Raw genomic sequence first — 24172 nt, 5'->3', positions numbered from 1 at the left:
TCTGCGAACCGACAACCGCGACATGCCCATGCGTGCCCCAGCGGCCGCCGCATCGTCGCTTACAAGGGAGGAGTTCATGCAAAAGTGGAAGAGGTTTGCCTTCGGCTTCGTGCTGGCCACGCTCGGTATGACGGCCGTCGCCACCGCCGAAGATTATACTTCCTTGCCGCGCAAGGAGACGCTCATCGTCGAAAATCCGGAAGGGACGATCAAGAATCCCGGCTGGTTCAATATCTGGGTCAATGGCGGCGGCGGGGTCTCGACCGGCCTGCAACAGCTGACCATGGATACGCTCTGGTATATCGACCCTGAACAGGGGCTTGGCGGCGCGGCCTGGGACAATTCGCTCGCCGCCGACAAGCCGCAATATAATGCCGACTTCACCGAAATGACCGTGAAACTGCGCAAGGGGCTCTACTGGAGCGACGGCGTCGAATTCACCGCCGATGACGTCGTCTATACCGTCAAGACACAGATGGATCATCCCGGCATGGTCTGGAGCGCGGCCTTCTCGGTGCAGGTGGCAAGTGTCGAGGCGACCGATCCGCAGACTGTGGTGTTCAAGCTGAAGAAGCCGAATTCGCGCTTCCACGCCATCTTCACCGTGCGCTGGAACGGCGCCTGGATCATGCCGAAGCACGTCTTCGAGAAGGTGGAGGACCCGCTTCGCTACGATTTCGCCAACCCCGTCTCGCTCGGCGCCTACAAGCTGAAGGCCTATGACCCGCAGGGCAAATGGTATACCTGGGAGAAGCGCGACGACTGGCAGCGGACCTCGCTTGCCCGCTTCGGCGAGCCGGCTCCGAAATATGTGACCTACACCGATCCCGGCCCGCCGGATAAGCGCACGATCGCCCAGCTCGAGCACAATCTCGATATCATCCACGACAACACGCCGGAGGGCATGTTCACCCTCAAGGAGAAGTCGAAGACGATCGACACCTGGTTCCCTGGCTTCCCCTTCGCCCATCCGGATCCGACGCTGCCGGCCGTCATCTTCAACACCCAGGAAGCGCCCTTCGACAATGCCGACGTGCGCTGGGCGCTGGCGCTGCTGATCGACATCAAGGCGGTCGACATGGCGAGCTACCGCGGCGCGGCGACGCTCTCGGCACTCGGCGTGCCGCCGACAGCGGCGACGATGAAGGACTATCAGGCGCCGATGCAGGACTGGCTGAAGGATTTCGAAATCGATACCGGCAAGAGCAAGATCAAGCCCTATGACCCGACGGTCGGGCAGCAGATCGCCGATATCCTGCGCAAGCAGCCGAAGTTCAAGGACCAGATCCCGACCGATCCGCAGGCGATCAGCGGTGCCTTCGGCTACGGCTGGTGGAAACCGAATCCGAAAGCGGCTGGCGAACTGCTGGAAAAAGCAGGCTTCAAGAAGTCAGGCGGCAAGTGGCTGACCCCGGATGGACAGCCCTTCAAGATCCGGATGACGGTCGAAGGCGACACACGCTCGGTCTTCACCCGCGCCGGCACGCTGATTGCGCAGCAATGGGCCGCCTTCGGCATCGACGCCAAAGCCGTGCCGGCCGCGAAACTGTGGCAGACGGCGCTGCAGCCCGGCGACTTCCAGGTGGCGATCGCCTGGAGCGTTGAAACCTGGGGCGGCGATCCCGACCTCTCCTTCTTCCTCGACAGCTGGCACTCGCAGTTCGTGGCCAAGAAGGGTGACGTACAGCCGCCGCGCAACTGGCAGCGCTGGTCCAATCCGGAGCTCGACAAGATCATCGAGAGCATCCGCGGCATCAGCGCCGACGATCCGAAGGGCATGGAGCTCGGCAAGGATTATCTGAAGCTGGTCGCCAAAGAAATGCCGACGATCCCGCTGATGTCCTATAACGTCTTCACCTCGATGGATACGACCTATTGGACCGGCTATCCCACCATCAAGGACCCCTATACGGATCCCGTGCCGAACTGGGCGAACTCGAGGCTGATGATGGTCAAGCTGAAGCCGGCTCAATCGCAATAACCCTCCCAACGCCGGCGCGGGAGCCATCGCGCCGGCCCCCTCATCGACGGGCATGAGCCCCAGCTGCCATGCTCGTCGATCCTTTCAAGAAGGGAAGCAGAGAGGAAGCTCCGCCTTATGACGCCCTATCTGATCTTTGTGCTGAAGCGGTTTGGTCAGTTCCTGCTCGTCGTCTTTCTCGGCGTGACGATCACCTTCTTCGTCACCCACCTGACCCCAATCGATCCGGTCGAAGAAAGCATAGGCGCCATCACCCAGATGGGTCAGTCCGATCCCAATGCAATCGAGCTGATGCGCCAGTCGCTGCGCGAGCTCTATGGCATGCAGGGTTCGATCTGGCAGCAATATCTGCATTTCTGGCTGCGGCTTGCGACCGGCGATCTCGGTCCCTCGCTCTCGGCCTTTCCGACCCCCGTTTCGACCATCATCCTGCGCTCGCTGCCCTGGACGATCGGGCTGATGACGGTGTCGACGCTGATCACCTTTGTGCTCGGCAATGCGATCGGCGCGCTCGCCGGCTATTACCGCAAGGACATGGTGCTGAAGGCCGTCAGCCTCGTCTTCATCGCGATGCTGCCCATTCCCTATTACATCCTCGCCTTCGTGCTGCTCATCGTCTTCGGCTTCATCTGGCCGGTGCTGCCGATCAATGGCGGCTATGAGATGAACGCCAATCTGGACCTCTCCTTTGCTCTGGTCACCGACATCCTCAAACACTCCATCCTGCCGGCCCTTTCGCTGATCCTGGTCGGCGCCGGCAGCTGGCTGATCGGCATGCGGGCGCTGGTTTCCAACATCATCACCGACGATTATGTCGTCTTCGCCGAGCTCGGCGGCGTGCCGAAGGGCAAGATCCTGCGCTCCTACATCGCCCGCAATGCCATGGTGCCGCAATTCACCGGGCTTGCCATGTCGCTCGGAGCGATTTTCAACGGCACCGTCATCACCGAAATCGTCTTCGGCTATCCCGGCATCGGCAATCTGCTGATCGAAGCGGTGCATGCCGGCGACTACAGCCTGGTGCTCGGCCTCAGCGCCCTGTCGATCGTCGGCGTTGCCGCCGCCGTCTTCATCATCGACGTGCTGAGCCCGCTCATCGATCCGCGCATCAAGGTGGAATAGCCATGTTTACCATCATTCGTGACCTCTCGCGCCACAATATGGAATTCTTCTGCGGCCTGCTGCTCTTTGCCGTCATCGTCGGCCTGGTGATCCTGTCCTATTTCTCGCCCTATGGCGCGACCGACATCTATCTGCTGCCGCCCGACATGCCGCCGGACGGCGAATATTGGCTCGGCACGACATCGCGCGGCCAGGACGTGTTCTGGCAGCTGACGATCGGGCTGCGCAACACGCTCTATTTCGGCATCGGCGTCGCCTTTCTCTCGCGCATCATCTCGCTGGTTGTCGGCCTTGTCGCCGGTTATGCCGGCGGGGCGGTCGACCGGGTGCTGATGGCAATCAACGACAGCGTCATGGTCATCCCGCAATTTCCGCTGCTGATCCTTTTCTATTTCGTGCTGAAGGACAACATGACCTGGGTGGCGCTGATCGTCATCATGGCCTCGCTCGGCTGGTCCTATGATGCGCGGCTGATCCGCTCGGTGGCGCTCGGCCTGAAGAGCCGGCCCTTTACCACCCAGAGCGTCTATTCCGGCATGACGATGCGCAAGATCCTCGTCGAGGAGCACCTGCCCTATGTGCTGCCGATCGTCTTTGCCACGACGATGAACAACATGATCTGGTCGATCGGCATGGAGATCACGCTTTCGGTGCTCGGTTTCACCGATATCGAGACGCCGACCATGGGCATGATGATCTACTGGGCCAATGCGCATTCGGCGCTGATCTCGGGCATCTGGTGGTGGGTCGCCGCCCCCGTCGCCGTCATCGTCATTCTCTTCCTGGCGCTCTTCCTGCTGTCCATGTCGATGAACGAATACAATGATCCGCGCAGCCGGCTGAACCGGATGGGAAGTTAGCATGGAGAATCTGGTCGAAATCGACAATCTGAAAGCCTATTACCGCGCCTTCCTTTATGGCGTCGATCGCGAGGTGCGGGCCGTCGACGATATCAGCCTGACGATCCGCCGCGGCGAGGTCTATGGCGTCGCCGGCGAATCGAGCAGCGGCAAGACAACACTGATCAAGACTATCGCCGGCGCCATCCGGCCGCCGCTCCGGGTCGTTTCCGGCAGCGTCAAATTCCACTTCGGCGGCGGCACCCAGGATCTCTATGCGATGACGCCGGAGGAGCGCGTGGCGCTGCGCTGGAAGCATCTCTCCTATATCATGCAGGGCTCGATGAATGTGCTGAACCCGGTGCGCCGGATCCGCCATTCCTTCACCGACTTCGCCTTCCGCCACATGACGGTGAGCAAGAGCATCTTCTTCGAAAAGGTCGCCGCCCACCTGCAGAGGCTGAAACTCGATCCGCAGCTGCTCGACGCCTATCCGCACGAACTTTCCGGCGGCATGCGCCAGCGCATGACCATTGCGCTCGCCACCATCCTGACGCCGGAATTCATCATCGCCGACGAGCCGACGACGGCGCTCGACGTCATCGTTCAGCGCGACGTGCTGTCGATGATCCGCGACATCCAGCGCGAGATGGGCTCATCCTTCCTGTTCGTCACCCATGACATGGGCGTCCACGCCACGGTTTCCGACCGTATCGGCATCGTCTATGCCGGGCGTCTCGTCGAGGAAGCGCCGACCGCCAAGCTCTTCAGCATGCCGCTCCACCCCTATACCCAGCATCTGGTCGGCAGCCTGCCGCGCATCGGCGATGCCTCGACGCGGCCATCGCTGGAGGGCCGTCCGCCGAACCTCGCCATGCCACCGGAAGGCTGCCGTTTCCATCCGCGCTGTCCGAAGCGGATGGATATCTGCTCGCAGAAGGTGCCGCCGCTCGTCACCGTCGAGCCTGGGCGGCGGGTGGCCTGTTTTGCAGTTACGGGAGATCGGGTTTGACTGCTCTGCTTCACCTCTCGAATGTCACGAAAATCTACCGCCAGGGCGGCATGCTCGGCCGGCGGCTGATCACGGCGGTCAAGGATGTCAGCTTCGAAGTCGGGGCGGAACCGGAGATCCTGTCGATCGTCGGCGAATCCGGCTCGGGCAAATCGACGATCGCGGCGATGATCCTGGGTCAGACCGAACCGACGGAAGGGCGGCTGGAATTTGCCGGCAAAACCGTCTCCATTCACAGCCGATCCGAACGCAAGGCTTTCATGAAGGAGGTCCAGCCGGTCCTGCAGAACCCGTTCGAAGCCTTCAATCCGCTGAAGCGGGTCGATCGCTACCTGTTCGAGACGGCCCGCAATTTCTCCGCCTCGGGCAAGCGGCCGGACCGCAAAGAGGCCGAGCGCATGGCCGATGCCGCCCTGGTGCATGTCGGCTTGACGCTCGAAGAGGTGAAGGGCCGCTTTCCCCACGAACTCTCCGGCGGCCAGCTTCAGCGCATCGCCATCGCCCGCGCGCTGATCCCGCAGCCCCGCCTGCTGGTGGCCGACGAGCCGGTCTCGATGGTCGACGCGTCGCTGCGCATGGCGATCGTCAACCTGTTCGGCCGCCTGAAAAACGAGCTTGGCCTTTCGATCATCTACATCACTCACGACCTCGCCACCGCCTATTACATCAGCGACAACATCATCATCATGCGCAAGGGCGAAATCGTCGAACGCGGGCGGGCGCGGGTGGTGTTGGACGATCCGCAGCATCCCTATTCGCGGGCGCTGAAGGATGCGGTGCTGGCGGCGGAGTTTGGTGAGGCGGTGTGAGTGCTTAAAGCGGAAATTTCGGTGGCGGTCGCCGCTGCAGCCGAGGCAGGTGCTAGGTAGCCTACATGCCGACAGTGTGCTATTCTGTCGGTAAATATTAAGGTGAAGCTATGCGCCGGTTTCTTACATCGGTAGCGTTGTTTTTATCAGCGACCGCGGCGGCCGCGGGTGATCTATTGTTCGATGCCGTTTCAGCAGGAAACACCGTTGCTGTGGAGCAACTTTTAGCTTCGGGTGCCGATGTCAACAGCCGCACTCGCGATCAGGCGACACCACTCATCAACGCCGCGATTGCAAAGCAGCTTGCCGTTGCCGAGTTGTTAATAAAAAGAAATGCCGATGTTATGGCAAGGAATTCAGGCGGCTTTACGCCCCTTCACGCTGCGGCATTTTCGGGCAGCGTACCCATCAGCAAACTGCTCCTAGACCACGGAGCAATTCTCGACGATGCGTCCAATAAAGCGGGTGTTACCCCGCTCATGGTTGCGGGTGAAGAGAACCACGTCGATCTTGCTGAGTTCTTGTTGGCTAAGGGAGCTGATGTGGGCCACGTAGAGGTTCACGGCTACGCGCCGATCACGAGGGCCATATGGAAGGGCAATTTCGATATCGTCCGGCTATTCAAACAGCATGGCGTGACGTGTCCTCCGCTCAGCGTCCTCGGCGAGGAGGAATTTTACGCGAAGTGCATGGAAATTCACGAATGAACAGGAGGCGAAGATGCACTCTGGAAGCAGAACACAATGCATTGGTCGCTCTTTGGCGATGATCGGTCTCGCTGTCGTACCGGTTGTCGGTGGATCGCCGGCGGTGGCCGACGACTCGGTAAATACGGGGTACTTCGGGGGTGTCGCAATCATGGGATACGACACGGTCGCCTACTTTACCGAAGGCAAAGCGACGAAAGGTTCGGAAAAAAACTCCTACGAGTGGATGGGAACGCCTTGGCATTTCGCCAATGCCAAACACCGCGAGATGTTTATGAGCGAACCGCTCAAATACGCGCCTCAGTACGGCGGCTATTGCACGGGCGAGGTGAGCGACGGGTCTGTCACGGTCAACATCGACCCAGAAGCCTTCAAGATCGTCGAGGGCAAGCTTTACCTGATGTACGACAAGGCGCATGGGGAGGGGTTTGCCGCCCATCCGGCGGACACCGTGGCCAAGGCCGATGCCAAATGGCCGAAGGTCGCCGCCGATCTCGAGCTGGATCAGTATCACTGACCGCGAACGGCTTCTATTTGGCAGCCGAAAAATAGAAGACCTTGGTCGAGTTCACGTAAGCGTAGGTGGTTTCGTCGGTCGGGTTTGCGTGTCTGTAGACCGGTCCGCAATCGGGCTGGCCAAATGCGTTTTCGCTCTGCTCGCAAAGGAGGTCGCCTTTGACAGAAACCGTCTCGGTCATCATCTGAGTTGCCGAGCGGAATGCCGCCTTGCCGTCCATCTCGACCTGCATGATCGCAAGGCTTTCGGCCGGCTCGGTCTTTCCCCGCAGAACTTTGCCCATGACGGTGGCCGCGATCTCGGAACCCTTCAACCGAGATTGCTCATTCCCCTGGAAACCAAACGGCCACTCCGGCAGCCCGGCCTCGCGCAGCGCGTCTAGGATAAATGCCAAATCCTCTTTCCTGAAATGGGCATTGCCGATCCGCCACGCTGCCAGGGAGTCGCGCGCCCCGAGAAGGCGTTCGGCCTCGGCCACAGTCGCTCGAGCCTCATCAATGCGACCGACACGGACATAGGCCATGGCGAGTGCGGTAACAAACTCGCCGTTGCCTTGAGAGCCGTAGCCAGCGCGCTTGAGACTGTCTATCGCCCTGTCGTAGTCGTGTTGCAGATAAAAAACCATGCCAGCCGTGTATCGGTCGATGGCGGAGGGGTTCGGGTCGTACCTGAGCGCCGTCTCGACAGCCGCGGCGGCGTCGGCGTGATTGCCCCAGACCAATTGAACATATGCGACCGCCATATGGGCTTCGGCATTGGCGGCACCAAGCGACACGGCCTTTTGTGCCGAGGCGATTGCCTGCTCGTAACGTCGGTCTACAGCCTGCATGATGGCGAGGACCGCGTAGGGTGACGGAAGTTCCGGGTCGAGGGCAAGGGCGCGACTAGCCTTCTCGTAGGCTCTTTTTCGCGCCAGGGCGCTCTGGAGGACGTCGTCATATGCGCTTCGCCAGACAAAGGACGTCGCGCGCGCATCGGACGCGAAGGCTTCGGCAAACCCGCCGTCCAGTGCCTCGGCCTTGTCAAAGAGCCCCAATGCCTCGAGCATCAGAGAACGGCGTCCGGTACGGGCCGCCTGCTCGGCACGCAGATAATAATCATATGCCTCGAGATTGGCGGTCGGAGGACGGGCGATGCGCTCGGTCTCGCTTCGAGTCAGTTTCAGACCGAGCGCATCGGCGATCTGTCTGCCCATCGCGTCCTGCACGGCAAACACCTCCGCCGCGCTGCGGTCAAACCGATTGGCCCACAGATGGTCGCCGCTCGAGGTATCGATCAGTTGCGCGTTGACACGGATCAGATCGCCGCTCCGCTGCACGCTGCCCTCAACGACGAAGCGCACGCCGAGGTCACGTCGTATCTCCTCCAGGACGTGGGGCTTACCTTTGTAAGTAAACACGGAATTCTGGGAGATGACGTCAAGGTTCGAAAGCCTAGCGAGATCGGTAATCAGGTTGTTGGTAATGCCATCGGCGAAATAATCCTGGGTTTGGTCACTCAAATTGGCGAAGGGCAGTACAGCGATCGATGCGCGTTGTTTATGCGGCCATTGCCATGCGAAGACTGTCGCACTGGCAGCGATCAATAGTCCTACCAGCGCTAACAGCGCCATACCCCGGGGCCTTGCCCGAGAGGAGAAGACGACTTTGCCGGTGTGGGCTGGGTCGAGCAGGACGCAATACACGCGAACCGGGTCCGCTATGTTTTTCAGCCGGTGTTCGCCGAGCGCCGAGAAACCGACATCGACCTTGTGCGCGACGTGGTCGAATGCGGTACCGGAAATGAAAATTCCGCCAGGTTCGGCAATCCCCTGCAGACGGGCGGCAATGTTGACGCCGTCGCCATAGATGTCATCGCCTTCAACAATAATGTCGCCGAGATTGATCCCGATGCGAAACCGAATGCGCTGTTCCGCAGGAAGTCCCGGGTCTCTGCCGGACATTCCCCGCTGGATTACGGCCGCGCATTGAACCGCGTCCACAACGCTAGCAAACTCGACCAGCGCCCCGTCACCCATGAGTTTGATGATCCGGCCATGGTGCTCTTCGATAGCCGAATCGACCAGTTCCCGACGGCAGGCCTTCAACCGCTCAAGCGTGCCGCCCTCATCCGCGCCCATGAGACGACTATAGCCTACCACGTCCGCGGAAAGTATCGCGGCGAGACGCCTCTCCATTTCTCAGCCCACCCTTTCGATACAGGGAGCTGGACATCTTACCACGCCCGAGGGCGCGCTGGCACCGGACTCGGGTTTTTATCGGCAGGCGTTGCGGCCCTTTGAGACTGGAGGCGTTCGTTGTAATTCCTCAGGAGGCGGATGCGATCTTCACATTCCCGCCATGTCCGCCTCCCCCGAAGACCCGGCGCTCGCCGAAGGAGGAGCGGATTTGCCCATGGGGGCCGGGCAGGCCGATTTCGGGGAAGAGCAACTCGGAAACCCGGTAGGCTTCTTCCAGATGCGGATAGCCGGAGGCGATGACGGTATCGATTCCGAGCGCCTGATATTCCCTCAAACGTTCCGCGATCGTCTTCGGAGATCCGACCAGTGCGGTTCCCGCGCCCGTGCGGACGAGACCGATCCCCGCCCAGAGATTGGGAGAGACTTCGAGCTTGTCGCGGCGTCCCTGATGCAGCGCGACCATGCGCGCCTGGCCGACCGAATCCGAGTTCTTCGCGAATACTTCCTGCGCTGCGGCAATCGTTTCGTCGGAAAGCTTGGAAATCAGCCGGTCGGCGGCAGCCCAGGCCTCTTCATCGGTCTCGCGAACGATGAAGTGAAGACGGATGCCGAAGGTGACGTTCTTGCCCTGCGCCGCGGCGGCCTTGCGGACCTTGGCAATCTTTTCCGCCACCTGCGCCGGAGGTTCGCCCCAGGTCAGGTACTTATCGGTGATGCCGCCGGAAAAGGCGATCGCAGCGTCGGACGATCCGCCGAAATAGAGCGGAGGACGCGGTTCCTGTACGGGCGGCAGACCAAGTCTCGCATCGATGGCCTTGATATACTTGCCGTCGAGGTTGGCCTTACCGGTCTCGACCAGCGAGTTGAATACCTGAAAGAACTCGCCGGCATGATCGTAGCGTTCGTCATGCGGCAGGAAAATGCCGTCACCGGCGAGCTCCTGGGCGCTGCCTCCGACCACGATGTTAATCAGCAGGCGGCCGTTGGAAACGCGGTCGAGCGTCGCGGCGAGGCGCGCATAATAGGCCGGCGATGCCGTGCCCGGCCGAATGGCCACCAGAAATTTCAGTCGCTCGGTATGGGCGGCGAGATCCGCGGCCAGAATGAAGGATTCCTCGCACGCCGCACCCGTCGGGATAAGCACGCCGGAATATCCCAGCCGGTCGGCAGCCTTGGCAATCTCGCGGAAATACCCGGGATCTGCCGGGCGGCTGAGATCGTCCGACCCCAGATACCGACCGTCACCGGACGAGGGGATGAACCAAAGAAAGTCGAGAGGCTTGTCGATTGCCATTATTCCATTCCTGTCGAAGCGGCAGCCGTTGCAGATCGCCGCGAGATTGTGAAATTCCAAAAAATCAGAGGGCGCCGTGCCGCGGGGGCAGGATGCCGTTCAGATAGAAGTTTCCGATATGGTGGTATTTCCAGCGCACCGGATCATGCAGCGAATGCGTCCGGGCATTGCGCCAGAAGCGGTCGAGCCCATAGCTTTCGAGCGTCGAACGCGCACCGCCGAACTCGATAAGCTTGGTGGCGGCAAGCTGCGCCACCTCCGTCGCGAGCGCCTTGACCTCCGCGACGGCGATGGATGCCTGCGCTACGCTCGCCGCCGTCGGTTCTGCGGTGGCGCGGTCGACAATGTGGCCCGCCCTTGCAAGCAGCGCATCGGCCGCATGCACTCTGATCGCCACGTCGCCGACGCCGTGTATGGTGTGCGGATCCTCATAACCGTGCTCGATCGCCAGTTCGAAAAATGGCCGCGCATGGGCACGAACATAGGATATCGTTTCGGCGAGCGCCCCGCGCGCGATGCCGACCTGCACGGCGGAATGGATGATCTGCGCGAAAGGACCCATCGGCGTCGGCTGTTCGAAGCTTCCATCATGGTCGACGATCTGGAACGGCGTCACCTCGATGTCGTCGAAAGTCACGGTGCCGCTGCCCGTCGAACGCTGGCCGAAGGACGACCAGTCGTCGACGAAGCCGAGTCCTGGCGTCGCCCGGTCGATGAAGACCAGATGGACGCGGCCGTTCGGTCCCTTCGCCACGGCGACGACGATGTGGGCGAAGAGGGAGCCGGTCGCGTAAAACTTCTGCCCGTTCAGATAGAACTTTCCGTTGCGATCGGCGAAATGCGTCTTGAAGTCGACCGGCGTCTTCGTGCCGATCTCGGTGAAGGCATTGCCAAGGCGGTCACCTTCCAGCGCGCGCCGGAAATAGTGCTGCTTCTGCTCCTCGCTGCCATTCAGCCGCAGCGCCTCCAGCATGTAGAAATGGTTCTGCGGGATTTGCCCGATCGAGGAATCCGCAGCCGAGATGATGGCGGTGACCTCGGCCAGCGTCGCCGCCGAGACCCCGGCGCCGCCATAGGCTTTCGGGATGCCGATCGCCCAGAGACCGCTCTGCGAGAAACGGTCGATCTCGGCGAGCGGAAGGCGTCGTTCGCGGTCCCGCTGGGCGGCACCGACCGCGAATTCAAGCGCCAGGTCCTTGGCGATCCGGATGGCCTCCGCATCATCGCGGATGACATGGGCCAGGCTCCGACGCGGGGCGATGTGCGGCGCAGGACGGCCGGCGGTGAGCGCGGCCTCTCGGTGCAGCTTGCGATCATTCGTGCTCATCTTGGGCTCAGTTCCAGGCGTGGCGCGGCGGATGGACGCCGTTCAGATAATAATTGCCGACGTGGTAGAACTTCCAGCGCACCGGATCATGCAGCGTATGGACGCGGGCATTGCGCCAGTGGCGGTCGAGTCCATGCTCGGCAAGGGTCGAGCGCGTTCCCGCAAGTTCGAACAGTTTGTTCGTCGACAGGATCGCAATCTCCGTCGTCAGAACCTTGGATTCGCCTGTCTTGATCGTCGCCTCCGAGACCGTCTCCAGCGTCGGATTGGCGCGCGCCGCGTCGATGGCGTGGCCGGCGATCTCGAGCAGCGCTTCGGCCGCATGCAGCTTGATTTTCAGGTCGCCGATCTGGGCGATGGTGAAGAGGTCTTCGCCGGCCGTCGCCTTGCCGCTGTCGATCCAGGGGCGGCTATATTTGCCGACGAACTCGATCGTATCGTCGATCGTGCCCCGGGAGATGCCGACATCGATCGCCGACTGGATGATCTGCGAGACGGGGCCGCCCACCGTCGGATGGTCGAAAGAAGTGACCTTCAGCGCCCGCGCCTTCGGCACGCGCACATTTTCGATCTTGACCGAACCCGACGCGGTGGTGCGCTGACCGAAGCTCGACCAGTTGTTGGTGACGGTGAGACCGGGGGCGTCGCGGTCGGCAAAGACGAGCCAGCCCTGGCCGGTCTCGTCGACACCGACGATCGGCACGATATGGGCAAGCAGCGCACCGGTCGTGTAGAATTTCTCGCCGTTGACGATCACCTCGTCGCCGTCATGAACGACCTTGGTTTCGAAATCGGCGACGGTCTTGCTCTTCAGTTCGGAGAAGGCATTGCCGTATCGAATCCCTTCGAGCGCCCAGCCGAAGAACAGTTTCTTCTGCTCTTCCGTGCCGTCGAGATCGACGGTCGCGACGATCGCCAGATGGTTCTGGGTGATCTGCGCGATGGCCGGATCGGCTGCAGCGATGATGGCGATCACCTTGGCGAGCGTGGCATAGGAGACTTCCGGACCACCATAGGCTTTCGGTACGTTGATGCTCCACAGACCGCTCTGCGAATAGGCGTCGAGCTCGGCGATCGGCAGCAGTCCCTCACGGTCACGCAATGCTGCCCCGACCTTGAAGCTCGCGGCCAGCGTCTCGGCGATCTGGATGGCCTCGTCGTCGCTCCCGATCACATGCGCCGGCTTGACCGGGCGCGGACGGGGTGTGAAGGGATCGGTGGAATTGACGCGCGGGTGGACGCTGTAATCGATCGTGGTGTCGGTGATGCTTCCCATGGGAAAACCTCGTCGGGTTGGAATGTCAGCTGGCATTGGCAAGCGTGATCGCCTGGTTGCGTTTGAATGCTTCGATGTCGCGGTAACGGTCGGCCGGATGCGCCTTGGGCAGGTAGGGGCCCTCGCCGAACAGCTTCTCCCGCAGCGTGCCGGGGCGATATCCGATCGGATAGACGCCGCGCTTCTGCAGTTCCGGCACCAGATAGCCAACGATATCCTCGAAGCTCTCGGGTGTTACGGCATAGGCAAGGTTGAAGCCGTCAACGTCGGTCTCGTCGACCCAGGCCTGGAGCTCGTCGGCAACGGTAGAGGGCGATCCCACGACCACCGGTCCCATGCCGCCGATACCGCCCCATTCGGCCAGTTCCCTGATCGTCCAGCGCTTATTCGGATCGCCTTCCGACAGACTCTCGATCGCCGAATGGATGGCGTTGGTCTCGACCTTGCGCACGAGGTCATCCGGCGCGTAGCGGGAAAAGTCGACGCCGGTCCAGCCGGACATGAAGACCAGCGAACCATCATAGGAAACGTAGTCGAGATAGTCGCGGAATTTGGCGCGCGCCTTCTCGTCGGTCTCGTCCACGATGACGGTCATCAGATTGTAGATGCGGAACTTCGACGCATCGCGCCCAACGGTCGCCGCCCGCACCCGGACATCGCGCACATAGTTCTTCAGGATCGTCCTGGTCTGTGCCGCAACGAAGACGCATTCCGCATGCTCAGCCGCGAATTGCTTGCCCGGCCCTGAAGCGCCGGCCTGGTAGAGCACCGGCGTCCGCTGCGGCGACGGCTCGGTCAGGGCGTATCCCGGTACTTCGAAGAAACGGCCCTTGTGGCCGATCTCGTGCACCTTCGAGGGATCGGTGAAGATGCGCTTCTCGCGGTCGCGCAGCACAGCGCCGTCTTCCCAGGACCCCTCAAGGAGCTTGTAGATGACCTCCAGATATTCGCTCGCCACTTCGTAGCGGTTGTCATGCGCACGCAATCCGCCTTGCCCGATGTTCTTGGCGCCGCTCTCCAGATAGGAGGTCACGATATTCCAGCCGACGCGCCCCTTTGTCAGGTGGTCGGCGGTGGCCAGACGCCGCGCGAAGGGATAGGGGTGCTCAAACGAGATCGAGGCGGTGATGCCGATGCCGAGATGTTCGGTGGCGAGTGCAATCGGCGCCGCGAGCTGGATCGGATCATTGACCGGAATCTGCGCCGCCTGATGGATGGCGTGGTAGTTGTTGGCCTTGTAGACGTCGTAATAGCCGATCACGTCGGCGATGAAGATGCCATCGAAGACCCCCTTTTCGAGCGTCCTGGCAAGATCCTGCCAGTAGTCCAGATCCTTGTATTTCCAGGATTTGTCACGGGGATGCGCCCAAAGCCCGGGCGACTGGTGGCCCACGCAGTTCATATCGAAGGCGTTGAAGTGTATCTGCTTGGTCATTCCTCGATCCCATCCGGATTTCAGGCGTGGTCCCTGAAGCATCCCGATGCGGCATCCATTTAACAGTTATTATATGTTTTTTATGTACTATTTCGGGGAATTTTTTTCCGGGTTTTGTCAGCGGGCAACCACCGGCTAGCCTTAGGTTATCACTCGCTGACCGGCCTCATCTGACCGCATCCAATCACACTTTTCCACGCGACCCGCCCTCTCGAAGCAAGAGGTGCCGCTGAATTTGAAAATAAATTCTATAATTTTTATGTACTTTAAATTCCTGTTGGTTAACGGCGCGGGTGATCTGTCGAATGATCCCCCCAAGGCCGACGCAGCTGCCACACGGATACCCGCTCCGTGGGCATTCCTGCGGCCGGCACCGTCGCAACCGAGGATCAATTCATGTCCAACCCCATCATCGACCAAGCCTATCGCCGCCGCACGGTGTTGAAGACCATGCTGGCATCAGGAGCGCTCCCTCTCCTGTCATCCGGCGTCTTCTCCTCCGCCCTGGCCGCGGACAATCGGTTCGCCGGCCGCACCCTCAATCTGCTGATCATTCAGCCGCATGTCGTCACGGGCAAGAAGATCGCCGAGGATTTCGAGAAGCTGACGGGTGCGAAGGTCAACGTGACCGCCGTTCCCTACGACCAGGTCAGCGTCAAGGCGACCCTCGACTTTCAGTCCGGCGCCGGTGAATTCGACGTCATCGACTATTTCTATACCTACAAGGGCCAGTTAGCCGAGGACGGCGTGATCGAGGACGTGACCGACTTGATCGAGAAAGACAAGGCGGAGATCCAGCCCGACGACTTCATCCAGACGATCTATGACCAGTACACGCTGCATGACGGCCGACGCTATGGCCTGCCTTATGACGGCGACAGCCATCTTCTGTTCTACAACAAGGAACTGTTCGATCGTTACGGCCTGAAGCCACCGTCGACCTGGGACGAGTACAACGAAAACGCCAAGGTCATCACCGCGGCGGAATCCAGGAACGGCATCTATGGTGCTGCGGTTCTGGGCGCGAAGATCCCAGTCATCATCCTGTCGACCTATGCCAACCGCCTTACCGGTTTCGGCGGCAACTTCCTGAAGGCAGACGGCACCTCGGCCCTCGACAGCACCGAAGCCGTGGAAGCGCTGAAGTCGCTGCTCGCATCCGCACCGCATGCATTGCCGACGCCGCTCGAGACGCGCTTCGAGGAGGGTCTACCCGCTTTCCTCAGCGGCAAGGCCGCCCAGATCGACTTCTGGACCGACCTCGGCGGCTATGCCCAGGATCCCAAGGGCTCGAAGATCGTCGACAAGTGGGGCGTCACCCGCATTCCCGTCGGCGGCGCAAACAAGACGCCGCGGCTTGCCTTCAACGCCGGCTTCGGCTTCGCAATCACCAGCGGCTCGAAGAACAAGGACGTCGCCTGGGAACTGATCAAGCTCGCGACCAGCAAGGACTACCACGAACAGTTGCTCACGCTAACCGGTTCCGGCATCGATCCCGACCGTCACTCCGGCCTCAACTCCGAGAAGTTCAAGGCCTTCCAGCCGCTCGTGCAGCCGCTGCTGGCAGACGGCGCGCTGGAAAACAGCCTCGCCTGGCCGACGGCCGTCTATGCCCCGAAGCTGGAAAACGCGCTGACCGATGAACTGGCGCTGGCCCTTGCCGGCACGAAGAATGCCGAACAGGCGATCGCCGATGCCCACAAGGCCTGGACGAACATCATCGAAGCCAATGGCTGATCATTGAGCCTCGGCCACCTGACGACGTAAAACACGAGACCCGAAGGCGTGCTTCGCGGCAGAGCGGGGCACGCCTTTGGCGACAAGAACAACAGGCGCGATGACATGACTGCGATCGATTTTCCCCTCGCTCGAAGACGAGCCGCCTCAACGACCGCCGATCACCGCATTTCGGCACACCGGGTCGTCGGCTGGCTGTGGATCTCTCCGATCCTGCTCGGGCTCGCCGCGACCCTGGTCTACCCTACGCTGTTCCTGGTGGCGCTTGCGCTCAGCAAGAGCACGCTCGGCAAACCCTTCCGCAGCTTTGTCGGATTGCAGCATGTGCGGGAGGTTCTCCAGGATCCGCTGTTTGTGACCTCTGTGACCAAGAGCATCGCCTATGCCTTCGTCACGGCGAGCATCCAGCTGGTGATCGGCTTCCTGATCGCCTTGCTCTTCACCCGGCTCCTGAAGGCCGGACGGTTCCTGGTAAGCCTGATTTTGCTGCCGCTGATGACGCCGCCGGTAATGGTCGGAGTGGCATGGAAATTGATCCTCGCGCCGGCCGGAGGGCTCCTGAACGGGCTCCTCCTGAACCTTGGCATTGTCGACGCACCCGTGAGCTTCCTCGGCGATCCTGTCTTTGCCTGGTTCGCGATCGCGGTTGCCGATATCTGGCAATGGACGCCCTTCGTCGTCATCCTCAGCTTCGCCGCCCTTTCGACCATTCCCGAAGGCGTTCACGAGGCTTCGATCATCGATGGGGCATCACCGCTGCAACGCTTTTGGCACATCACGCTTCCGCTCGTGGCGGCGCCGCTCTCCTCGATCTATCTGCTGAAGCTCATCCTCTCCTTCAAGGTCTTCGACCTCGTCTATGTCCTGACGTTCGGCGGTCCGGGCTTCGCCACCACGACGACCGGCTTCTCCATCTATCGCCGCGCATTGGAACAGTTCGATGTCGCCCGCGCCGCCGCCGAGACCCTGATCTACAGCCTGGTGATCGGCGCAGTGCTCTGGCCCGTCATCCGCATTCACCAGCATCTCGAGAGGAAAGACGCATGAAGATCAGCCGCTCCGACCTCCCGCTCGTTGCCGCGACCGCACCGATCTTCGTCTTCTTCACCCTGCCGATCGCCTATCTCGTCTCGGTGTCCTTCAAGACCAAAGACGACGTGCTGAGCGGCCGTTTCCTGCCGACGAGCCCGACGCTCGACAATTGGCCGGCCGCTTTCGAGGCCGCCCATCTCTCAGGATTCATCGCCAACTCCGTTGCCGTGTCGCTGCTCGCCGGCGCCCTGACGTTGCTGCTCACCCTGCCCGCCGCCTACGCCGTGCTGCGGCTTGGCATCGGTGGCAAGTGGCTCGCCGATCTCACTTTGTCGAGCTACATGGCGCCACCGATCGTGGCTCTCATTCCGCTGTTCTATCTTCTCAAGGCAACCGGGCTCCTCAACACCCATGCCGGCCTGGTGATGCTCTACGGCTTTGCCAATATCCCCGTCGCTTTCTGGCTCCTCACGCCTTTTCTCCGGCGCATGCCGCTGGAGATCGAACAGGCGGCGGCGCTCGACGGAGCCGGCCCTCTCAGGATCCTCGTCCATATCGTCGCCCCGATCATCGTACCGGGCATCGTGGCGACGCTGATCATCGTCTCGGTCCTCGCCTATAACGAATTCCTCTTTGCCTCGGCATTCACCTTTTCCGACGAGACGCGCACGCTTCCTGTCGGCATCTCGCTCTTCCAGGGGGATCGGCTGGTCAATTTCGGCCAGATGGCAGCCGCCTCGCTCGCCGGCATCGCACCGGTCTATCTGGTGGCGCTCTTCCTGCAGCGCTATCTCGTGGCAGGTCTCGCCCATGGCGGGCTCAAATGATCACCGAAGACGGCTCGAAACGCTTGCACTTCAAGCGCGAACAAGCTAAATACTGAACCAGATGGTTCAGTATGTAAGCCCTCCCCTCAATCTCTCGTTTGCGGCGCTGTCCGATGCGACCCGCCGCGGGATCATCGATCAGCTTGGGCGGGGGGAGGCGTCGATCACCAGTCTCGCGGACACGTTCCAGATGACGCTGACCGGCATGAAGAAGCATGTTCAGGTTCTCGAGCGGGCCGGGCTCGTCGTCACGCAGAAGGTCGGACGGGTAAGAACCTGCAAGCTTGGGAAACGCGGCCTCAAGGCGGAGGCCGAGTGGATCGAGGCGCATCGCAAGCTCTTCGAGGCGCGCTTCGAAGCATTGGACGAAATCATCAGCGAGATGAAACAGGAGGGACGCGATGACTGAGCAAGTTGACAGTGCATCTGGTGCGCCGAACCCGACGTCAGTCGAACGCAGAGGGGATCGCGAACTTCTGGTAACCAGGACATTTGATGCGCCGCCGAGCACGGTTTACAAGGCGTGGAGCCAGCCGGAGCTGTTCCAGCGCTGGTGGATGCCGAAATCGGTGCCCGGAATTTCGCTTGTATCATGCGAGATGGACGTCCGTACCGGCGGCAAATATCGGCTGGAATTCGGCGCCGGCGGTTCGGACACCATGGCCTTCTATGGCAAGTATCTCGAGGTGGTGCCGAACGAACGCATCGTATGGACCAACGACGAGGGCGACGAGGGCGCGATCACGACCGTGACCTTCGAGGGCCAGGGCGGCAGGACACTTCTGACTTTCCACGAAATCTATCCGTCCAAGGAAGCGCTTGAGGAAGCGCTGCAGGGCTCGGCGGTCGCATTGCCGGAGCAGTTGGAGCAGCTCGACGAATTGCTGTCCTGCCTGGGCGGGTAGCGCGGGTCGGGAAACTCGAGAGCGTTCTAAGCAGCGGCTGAAAGTCCTTTCGTGCCCTCTGTCTCCCTGCTATCCTAAAAGCAAGGAGACGGCGCCATGAGCGAGACCCGAAAGCTGGCTGCAATCCTGGCCGCTGATGTGGTCGGGTACAGCAGGCTTGCCGGCGCCGACGAGGAGCGCATCCTGGCGAGATTGCGGGCACTGCGGAGCGATCTCATCGATCCGACGATCGCCGTGCACCATGGCCGGGTGGTGAAGCGCACCGGCGATGGTGCGCTGGTCGAGTTCCGCAGCGTCGTGGACGCCGTGCGCTGCGCCATCGAGGTGCAGAACGGTATGGTGGAGCGCAATGACGGCGTGCCGAAGGACCGTCGCATCGAGTTCCGGATCGGTATCCATTTGGGCGACGTCGTCGAGGAAAGTGACGGCGATCTGATGGGCGACGGCGTCAACATCGCCTCGCGATTGGAGGGCGTCGCCGCGGCGGGCGCGATCTGCCTGTCCGAGGATGCCTATCGCCAAGTCAGGGCAAGGCTCGACCTCTCGGTCAGCGATCTCGGCAACACGCAACTCAAGAACATCGCCGAGCCGATCCGGGTCTATTCGCTGCAAGTCGGCAGCACCGGGGCCAAGGCAGCAGCGACCTCGGAAACCGCGACGAGCCAACCGGCGGCGGCAGCGTCGCCGAAGCTGTCGATCGCCGTCCTGCCCTTCGTCAACATGAGCGGGGACGCCGAACAGGACTATTTCGCCGACGGCATCTCGGAAGACATCATCACGGCGCTATCGAAATTGTCGCAGCTCTTCGTCATCGCCCGCAATTCGTCGTTCACTTTCAAGGGTAAGAACGTCCAGGTGCAGGAGGTGGGCACGAAGCTCGGCGTCCGGCATGTCCTTGAGGGCAGCGTCCGCAAATCGGGGAACAGGGTACGCATCACCGCGCAGCTCATCGACGCGACCACCGGCGGTCATCTCTGGGCGGAGCGGTTCGATCGCGACCTGACCGACATATTCGCGGTTCAGGACGATGTCACCCAGCAGATCGTCGACGCCTTGGCGGTCAACCTGACAGAGGGCGATCGGAAAAGGCTGGCGCCGGGGCAGACCGGGCACCCCGAAGCCTATGACTGCTTCCTGCGTGGCCGGGAGTTGTGGCACCGGCTGACGAAACAAACGAACAACGACGCTCGCGACCTTTTGCAAAGGGCCGTCGAACTGGACCCGAACTTCGCCTCGGCACACGCCTTCCTCGCCCTGACCCACGGTCTCGACTACCTGAACCGGTGGAGCGCCTCGCCGCAGCGCTCGATCGAGCAGGCCGAAGAGGCTGCGATGCTGGCGGTAGAGCGCGATGACAGCGATCCGGTGGCGCACTGGGCACTGAGTGTCGTCAGGCTTTACTCGCGCCAGCACGATAGAGCCATCAGCGAGGCCGAGCGTGCGATCCTCCTCAATCCGAACTTCGCCGAAGGGCAGGTCAGCCTCGGCGAGGCACTTCTCTATTCAGGCAGATCCGAGGAGGCACTCGCCTGTTTCGATCGGGCAAGGGTCCTGAACCCGTACTTTCCGGATGTCGTTCTCCACTTTCAGGCGTGGGCCTGGTTTCAACTGCGACGGTACGAAGAGGCCGTCGAACTGTTGCTGCAGCGCGTGAACCGCAATCCGGTCACCGATGTCTCGCGCGCGCTTCTCGCCGCCTGTTACGGACACCTCGGCCGTCTCGAAGAGGCTCGGGCGACGTGGCAGGAGGTGCTGCGCATCAATCCAGACTTCTCCTTGGAATACCGCCGCAAAGTCTTGCCCTTCAAGAATTCCGCCGATTTCGAGCTCGCCGTAGAGGGGTTACGCAAGGCCGGTGTCGTACAATGACGGCTGAGCAAACGGCCACATGTCTTCTCCCCGGATTGAAGGCCGTGATATGACGGGCGCATGGGCATCAAGAACTATCTGATCGAAGGCGGCTCGGGGACGGGAAAGACGTCGGTCGCGACCGAACTGGAGCGGCGGGGCTACCATGTCGTCCATGGTGACCGTGTTTTGGCCTATGTCGGCGACCCCGAGACAGGCCAGCCGCTCGCAGGACCACCCGAAGGGACAGACCGCATCGCCTGGGGATACGCTCACTGGATCTGGCCTGTCGACAAGGTCCGAGCGATCGCTGCCGACACCACCCATCCTGCCACGTTCTTTTGTGGCGGCTCGCGCAATTTCCACAAATTCCTGGACCTGTTCGATAAGGTGTTCGTGCTCGACGTCGACGTTGAGACGTTGAACCGGCGACTGGACGGGCGGCCGAATGAGCCGGGCTTCGAGCCGGCCGAGCGAGCTCTGGTGCTCCACTACCATCGCACCCGGGAGTTTCTTCCTGCCGGCAATAAGATCGACACGGCGAATACCGTCCCAGGTGTCGTCGACGATATCCTCGCTCAACTCACCTGAAACCCGCAAATTACTTGACTGCGATTATCAAGGATAATACGCGCTTCGATCAGTTTCTGCCATTCGAAGCGCGAGCATGACCCCCGCCGACCTGTTTCCTGAAATCGCTCGCGCCGATCAGCGTCCGGCCCTTATCTTCGCCGACGGACGGACGCTCTCCTATGCCGACCTCAACGCCCGGACGCTGCGTTTTGCCGAGCGGCTGGGACGGGGCGAAAAGCGCCTTGTCGCGATTTCGGCCGAAGTTTCGGAACATGTGATCGTCGCCTATCTCGGCGCGCTGCGTGCCGGGCATGCGGTGGCCATGCTGCCGCCCTGCGATGACAGGCTGTGGCAAGAGTTTCTGTCAGCCTTTCAGCCGGATTTCACCTACCGCGCGGCCGGTGGCCGCTGGCGGCTCGTTGGGGAAAGCCGGCCTCAGCGAAGCGACGCACCGCTGCATCCGGATCTCGCCTTGCTGCTGATGACCTCAGGCAGTTCCGGGCGCGCGAAAGCCGTGCGCCTGTCCTATGCCAATCTTGACGCCAATGCGCGTGCGATTGCCGGTTATCTCGAACTCTCCCCTGCCGACAGAACCGCGCTCGTTCTGCCGCTTCACTATTCCTACGGCCTCTCCGTCATCCATTCCCATTTCGTCGCCGGCGGCAGCATCTTCATTCCGGGCGCCTCCGTGGTGAGCGAGAATTTTGCACGATTGCTCGGCGAAAGCGGCTGCACCAATCTTTCAGGCGTGCCCTATTCCTATGAGCTGATGGAAAGGACGGGCTTCCGAAGCCAGGAACTCAAGGCGCTGCGCTTCATGACGGTGGCCGGCGGACGGCTGACCCCCGAGCTCATCCGCCTCTACCGCGACCATATGCGCGCGACGGGCGGCCGCTTCTTCGTCATGTACGGCCAGACCGAAGCAGCCGCCCGCATCGCCTTCGTGCCGCCGGAAAGCCTGGCGGACCATGAAGAGCGGATCGGCATCGCCATTCCCGGCGGCAGCCTCAGCCTGGTCGACGATGACGGGCATGCGCTCGACCGGCCTGACGTTGCCGGAGAGCTTGTCTATGCCGGCCCGAATGTGATGATGGGCTACGGCACCGACCGCGCCGATCTTCGACGGGGCTCCGAGGTGGCGGCGTTGAAGACCGGCGATATCGCCATGCGCGACCAGGAAGGTTTCTACAGGATCGTCGGCCGCAAGAGCCGTTTCGCCAAGGTCGCCGGGCTCCGGATCGGCTTCGACATCATGGAACAGGTTCTGGCCGAGGAAGGGATCGCGGCTGCCGTTGTCGGTGACGATCACGGTCTGCAGGCCTATGTGACCGATGCCGCTTCCGCCGATCGGGCGCTTGATATACTCCTCGAGGCGAGCCATCTTCCGGCGAGCCTGGTTTCCGTCAGGGCGCGACGAGACCTCCCGAGGCTTGCCTCCGGCAAGGTCGACTATGCCGGCCTCCGCGAGGAGATGCTGTCGACGCGCGAGACGAAACGAGCCACGGCGGTCAGCGTGCTCGATGCCTATGTCAGGGTCTTCTACCCCCGCAACGTTGGTCGCAGCGACAGCTTCGTCTCGCTCGGCGGCGATTCGCTGCGCTTCCTGCAATTGACGATGGAACTCGACAGGCTTGGCATCGCGCTGCCGGAAGGCTGGGAGCAGACGGCGATCGCCGAGCTCGATGTCGGCCCGCAGGTGGCACGGACCGACAGCGCCGAGGTCAGGGCGCTGCCGACCGATCTGGTGCTGAGGGCGATCGCCATCCTGCTCGTCGTCACCCATCACGAGATGCTCTGGCCCATTCCCGGCGGATCGGGCGTGATGCTGCTCCTCGTCGGCTTCAGCCTGGCGCGCTTCCAGTCGGGCCATTTCCTCGCCGGCAATTTCCGCCATGCGCTGCGGCCGGCAATCAACGTTCTCATTCCCTATTTTCTCATCGTCGCCACCTATGGGCTCGCCTGGCGCACCGTTCCCTGGGCCTCGGTCACGCTGACCGGCAATTTCGGCTATGCCGAGCCGGAGCGCCACGAGATGCTTCCCTATCTCTACTGGTTCATCGAAGCCTATGCGCAGACGCTGCTGGTGTTCGCGCTGGTTTTCGCCGTACCTGATGTGCGCAGGCTGGCGCGGGCGCACCCCTTTGCCTTCTCGCTCGCACTGCTCGGGCTGGCGGTTGCGGCGCGGTTTTCTCTGCCGCTCTTCTTCGATATCGGCAGGCGGCAGATTTTCACCATCTACTGGGGCCTGCATCTCGGCATGTTCGGCTGGTGCGCGGGCCTAGCCGGCAAGACGGCACAGCGGATCATCCTGACAGCAATTGCCGCCGCCGTGCTCGGTTATCTCGCCTTCTGGGAAACGCTCTGGATCGGAACGACGGTCAAATATCTGACGATCTTCGCAGCGCTTCTCGCCCTTCTCTATCTGCCGCGCATTCACTTGCCCGTGCGGCTGGGGCGTGTCGTGACGCTGATCGCCGTCTCGGCCTTTCCCACCTACCTGCTGCACCGTTTCATGCCGGAACTGTTGATGCCGCAGGCAGCGGCCGTGCTGCCGGCTCCCCTCTTTCATCTGCTGGCGATATCAGGTGGCCTGGCGCTCGGCGTCGTCGCCAACAAAATCGCAGCCGACCTTCGCAATCTGCTCGGCGGGATAGCAATGGCCCGCGGCGCGAGCGGACGTACTGTCATGGCGGAGACTGTCTGAACCACAAGCGAACAGCAGAATATATTAGCATCGCCGCACGAAAAGCTT

At 61.7% G+C, this 24172-nt stretch carries 20 protein-coding genes; 15 read left to right on the top strand and 5 right to left on the bottom strand.

Annotation, left to right across the window (positions count from 1 at the left end; all coding sequences use genetic code 11):
• The first annotated feature begins 76 nt into the window (after positions 1 to 76).
• The 7 genes from AMC88_RS24075 (at position 77) to AMC88_RS24045 (ending at position 6987) form a co-directional block, all read left to right on the top strand.
• Positions 77 to 1981 (top strand): ABC transporter substrate-binding protein, encoded by a 1905-nt coding sequence (locus tag AMC88_RS24075; protein WP_064826198.1) that lies wholly within the window; start codon positions 77 to 79, stop codon positions 1979 to 1981.
• Between the two features lie 117 nt (positions 1982 to 2098).
• The gene (locus AMC88_RS24070) at positions 2099 to 3103 is read left to right on the top strand and encodes an ABC transporter permease (RefSeq protein WP_042119874.1); all 1005 of its coding nucleotides are present in this window, start codon (positions 2099 to 2101) and stop codon (positions 3101 to 3103) included.
• A 2-nt stretch (positions 3104 to 3105) separates the two neighbouring features.
• Positions 3106 to 3963 (top strand): ABC transporter permease, encoded by an 858-nt coding sequence (locus AMC88_RS24065; RefSeq protein WP_064826197.1) that lies wholly within the window; start codon positions 3106 to 3108, stop codon positions 3961 to 3963.
• Between the two features lies 1 nt (position 3964).
• Positions 3965 to 4954 (top strand): ABC transporter ATP-binding protein, encoded by a 990-nt coding sequence (locus AMC88_RS24060; RefSeq protein ID WP_064826196.1) that lies wholly within the window; start codon positions 3965 to 3967, stop codon positions 4952 to 4954.
• The gene (locus AMC88_RS24055) at positions 4951 to 5763 is read left to right on the top strand and encodes an ABC transporter ATP-binding protein (protein WP_064826195.1); all 813 of its coding nucleotides are present in this window, start codon (positions 4951 to 4953) and stop codon (positions 5761 to 5763) included. Before AMC88_RS24060 ends, AMC88_RS24055 begins: the two co-directional genes overlap by 4 nt.
• Positions 5764 to 5873: 110 nt before the next feature.
• The gene (locus AMC88_RS24050; RefSeq protein ID WP_016736606.1) at positions 5874 to 6470 is read left to right on the top strand and encodes an ankyrin repeat domain-containing protein; all 597 of its coding nucleotides are present in this window, start codon (positions 5874 to 5876) and stop codon (positions 6468 to 6470) included.
• 13 nt (positions 6471 to 6483) lie between these two features.
• The gene (locus tag AMC88_RS24045) at positions 6484 to 6987 is read left to right on the top strand and encodes a YHS domain-containing (seleno)protein (RefSeq protein WP_269465935.1); all 504 of its coding nucleotides are present in this window, start codon (positions 6484 to 6486) and stop codon (positions 6985 to 6987) included.
• 13 nt (positions 6988 to 7000) lie between these two features.
• Here the strand turns inward: AMC88_RS24045 and AMC88_RS24040 are convergent, their stop codons facing one another.
• From AMC88_RS24040 to AMC88_RS24020, 5 genes are all read right to left on the bottom strand, one after another.
• Positions 7001 to 9163: an adenylate/guanylate cyclase domain-containing protein gene (locus tag AMC88_RS24040; RefSeq protein WP_064826194.1), complete on the bottom strand. Its 2163-nt coding sequence runs from the start codon at positions 9161 to 9163 to the stop codon at positions 7001 to 7003.
• A gap of 130 nt (positions 9164 to 9293) precedes the next feature.
• Positions 9294 to 10463: an FMNH2-dependent alkanesulfonate monooxygenase gene (gene ssuD / locus AMC88_RS24035; protein WP_097541090.1), complete on the bottom strand. Its 1170-nt coding sequence runs from the start codon at positions 10461 to 10463 to the stop codon at positions 9294 to 9296.
• A gap of 61 nt (positions 10464 to 10524) precedes the next feature.
• Positions 10525 to 11787, bottom strand: a complete 1263-nt coding sequence (locus tag AMC88_RS24030; protein WP_064830101.1) for an SfnB family sulfur acquisition oxidoreductase — start codon at positions 11785 to 11787, stop codon at positions 10525 to 10527.
• A 7-nt stretch (positions 11788 to 11794) separates the two neighbouring features.
• On the bottom strand, positions 11795 to 13063 hold the full coding sequence (locus AMC88_RS24025; RefSeq protein ID WP_064826191.1) for an SfnB family sulfur acquisition oxidoreductase: 1269 nt from the start codon (positions 13061 to 13063) through the stop codon (positions 11795 to 11797).
• A 25-nt stretch (positions 13064 to 13088) separates the two neighbouring features.
• Positions 13089 to 14498, bottom strand: a complete 1410-nt coding sequence (locus AMC88_RS24020; RefSeq protein WP_010024242.1) for an LLM class flavin-dependent oxidoreductase — start codon at positions 14496 to 14498, stop codon at positions 13089 to 13091.
• A 396-nt stretch (positions 14499 to 14894) separates the two neighbouring features.
• Between AMC88_RS24020 and AMC88_RS24015 the strand changes: the two genes are divergently transcribed.
• The 8 genes from AMC88_RS24015 (at position 14895) to AMC88_RS23980 (ending at position 24124) form a co-directional block, all read left to right on the top strand.
• Entirely contained in the window at positions 14895 to 16235 is a 1341-nt protein-coding gene (locus AMC88_RS24015; RefSeq protein WP_064826300.1) for an ABC transporter substrate-binding protein, read from the top strand.
• Positions 16236 to 16340: 105 nt separating this feature from the next.
• Positions 16341 to 17282, top strand: a complete 942-nt coding sequence (locus AMC88_RS24010; protein ID WP_064826299.1) for a carbohydrate ABC transporter permease — start codon at positions 16341 to 16343, stop codon at positions 17280 to 17282.
• On the top strand, positions 17279 to 18094 hold the full coding sequence (locus AMC88_RS24005) for a carbohydrate ABC transporter permease (protein ID WP_016736597.1): 816 nt from the start codon (positions 17279 to 17281) through the stop codon (positions 18092 to 18094). Before AMC88_RS24010 ends, AMC88_RS24005 begins: the two co-directional genes overlap by 4 nt.
• A gap of 61 nt (positions 18095 to 18155) precedes the next feature.
• Positions 18156 to 18503, top strand: coding sequence for an ArsR/SmtB family transcription factor (locus tag AMC88_RS24000; protein WP_010023496.1), 348 nt, complete (start codon positions 18156 to 18158; stop codon positions 18501 to 18503).
• Entirely contained in the window at positions 18496 to 18999 is a 504-nt protein-coding gene (locus AMC88_RS23995; protein ID WP_064826190.1) for an SRPBCC family protein, read from the top strand. The genes AMC88_RS24000 and AMC88_RS23995 overlap by 8 nt, the downstream gene beginning before the upstream one ends.
• Positions 19000 to 19095: 96 nt before the next feature.
• Positions 19096 to 20868 (top strand): adenylate/guanylate cyclase domain-containing protein, encoded by a 1773-nt coding sequence (locus tag AMC88_RS23990; RefSeq protein WP_064826189.1) that lies wholly within the window; start codon positions 19096 to 19098, stop codon positions 20866 to 20868.
• A gap of 60 nt (positions 20869 to 20928) precedes the next feature.
• Positions 20929 to 21438: a DEAD/DEAH box helicase family protein gene (locus AMC88_RS23985; protein ID WP_010020982.1), complete on the top strand. Its 510-nt coding sequence runs from the start codon at positions 20929 to 20931 to the stop codon at positions 21436 to 21438.
• 76 nt (positions 21439 to 21514) lie between these two features.
• Positions 21515 to 24124: an AMP-binding protein gene (locus tag AMC88_RS23980; RefSeq protein WP_064826188.1), complete on the top strand. Its 2610-nt coding sequence runs from the start codon at positions 21515 to 21517 to the stop codon at positions 24122 to 24124.
• The last annotated feature ends 48 nt before the right edge of the window (positions 24125 to 24172 follow it).

This window comes from Rhizobium phaseoli, assembly GCF_001664385.1.
In the GTDB taxonomy this organism is placed as follows: domain Bacteria; phylum Pseudomonadota; class Alphaproteobacteria; order Rhizobiales; family Rhizobiaceae; genus Rhizobium; species Rhizobium phaseoli.
This window is presented reverse-complemented; position numbering and strand designations above follow the sequence as displayed.

What these genes read in the sequence shown, in the direction of transcription:
- AMC88_RS23985 (WP_010020982.1), top strand. Translation starts at nt 20,929, where the DNA reads ATGGGCATCAAGAACTATCTGATCGAAGGCGGCTCGGGGACGGGAAAG.
- AMC88_RS24060 (WP_064826196.1), top strand. Translation starts at nt 3,965, where the DNA reads ATGGAGAATCTGGTCGAAATCGACAATCTGAAAGCCTATTACCGCGCC.
- AMC88_RS24040 (WP_064826194.1), bottom strand. Translation starts at nt 9,163, where the DNA reads ATGGAGAGGCGTCTCGCCGCGATACTTTCCGCGGACGTGGTAGGCTAT.
- AMC88_RS24045 (WP_269465935.1), top strand. Translation starts at nt 6,484, where the DNA reads ATGCACTCTGGAAGCAGAACACAATGCATTGGTCGCTCTTTGGCGATG.
- AMC88_RS24005 (WP_016736597.1), top strand. Translation starts at nt 17,279, where the DNA reads ATGAAGATCAGCCGCTCCGACCTCCCGCTCGTTGCCGCGACCGCACCG.
- AMC88_RS23990 (WP_064826189.1), top strand. Translation starts at nt 19,096, where the DNA reads ATGAGCGAGACCCGAAAGCTGGCTGCAATCCTGGCCGCTGATGTGGTC.
- AMC88_RS24075 (WP_064826198.1), top strand. Translation starts at nt 77, where the DNA reads ATGCAAAAGTGGAAGAGGTTTGCCTTCGGCTTCGTGCTGGCCACGCTC.
- AMC88_RS23980 (WP_064826188.1), top strand. Translation starts at nt 21,515, where the DNA reads ATGACCCCCGCCGACCTGTTTCCTGAAATCGCTCGCGCCGATCAGCGT.
- AMC88_RS23995 (WP_064826190.1), top strand. Translation starts at nt 18,496, where the DNA reads ATGACTGAGCAAGTTGACAGTGCATCTGGTGCGCCGAACCCGACGTCA.
- AMC88_RS24030 (WP_064830101.1), bottom strand. Translation starts at nt 11,787, where the DNA reads ATGAGCACGAATGATCGCAAGCTGCACCGAGAGGCCGCGCTCACCGCC.
- AMC88_RS24070 (WP_042119874.1), top strand. Translation starts at nt 2,099, where the DNA reads ATGACGCCCTATCTGATCTTTGTGCTGAAGCGGTTTGGTCAGTTCCTG.
- AMC88_RS24020 (WP_010024242.1), bottom strand. Translation starts at nt 14,498, where the DNA reads ATGACCAAGCAGATACACTTCAACGCCTTCGATATGAACTGCGTGGGC.
- AMC88_RS24010 (WP_064826299.1), top strand. Translation starts at nt 16,341, where the DNA reads ATGACTGCGATCGATTTTCCCCTCGCTCGAAGACGAGCCGCCTCAACG.
- AMC88_RS24025 (WP_064826191.1), bottom strand. Translation starts at nt 13,063, where the DNA reads ATGGGAAGCATCACCGACACCACGATCGATTACAGCGTCCACCCGCGC.
- AMC88_RS24050 (WP_016736606.1), top strand. Translation starts at nt 5,874, where the DNA reads ATGCGCCGGTTTCTTACATCGGTAGCGTTGTTTTTATCAGCGACCGCG.
- AMC88_RS24015 (WP_064826300.1), top strand. Translation starts at nt 14,895, where the DNA reads ATGTCCAACCCCATCATCGACCAAGCCTATCGCCGCCGCACGGTGTTG.
- AMC88_RS24000 (WP_010023496.1), top strand. Translation starts at nt 18,156, where the DNA reads ATGGTTCAGTATGTAAGCCCTCCCCTCAATCTCTCGTTTGCGGCGCTG.
- AMC88_RS24065 (WP_064826197.1), top strand. Translation starts at nt 3,106, where the DNA reads ATGTTTACCATCATTCGTGACCTCTCGCGCCACAATATGGAATTCTTC.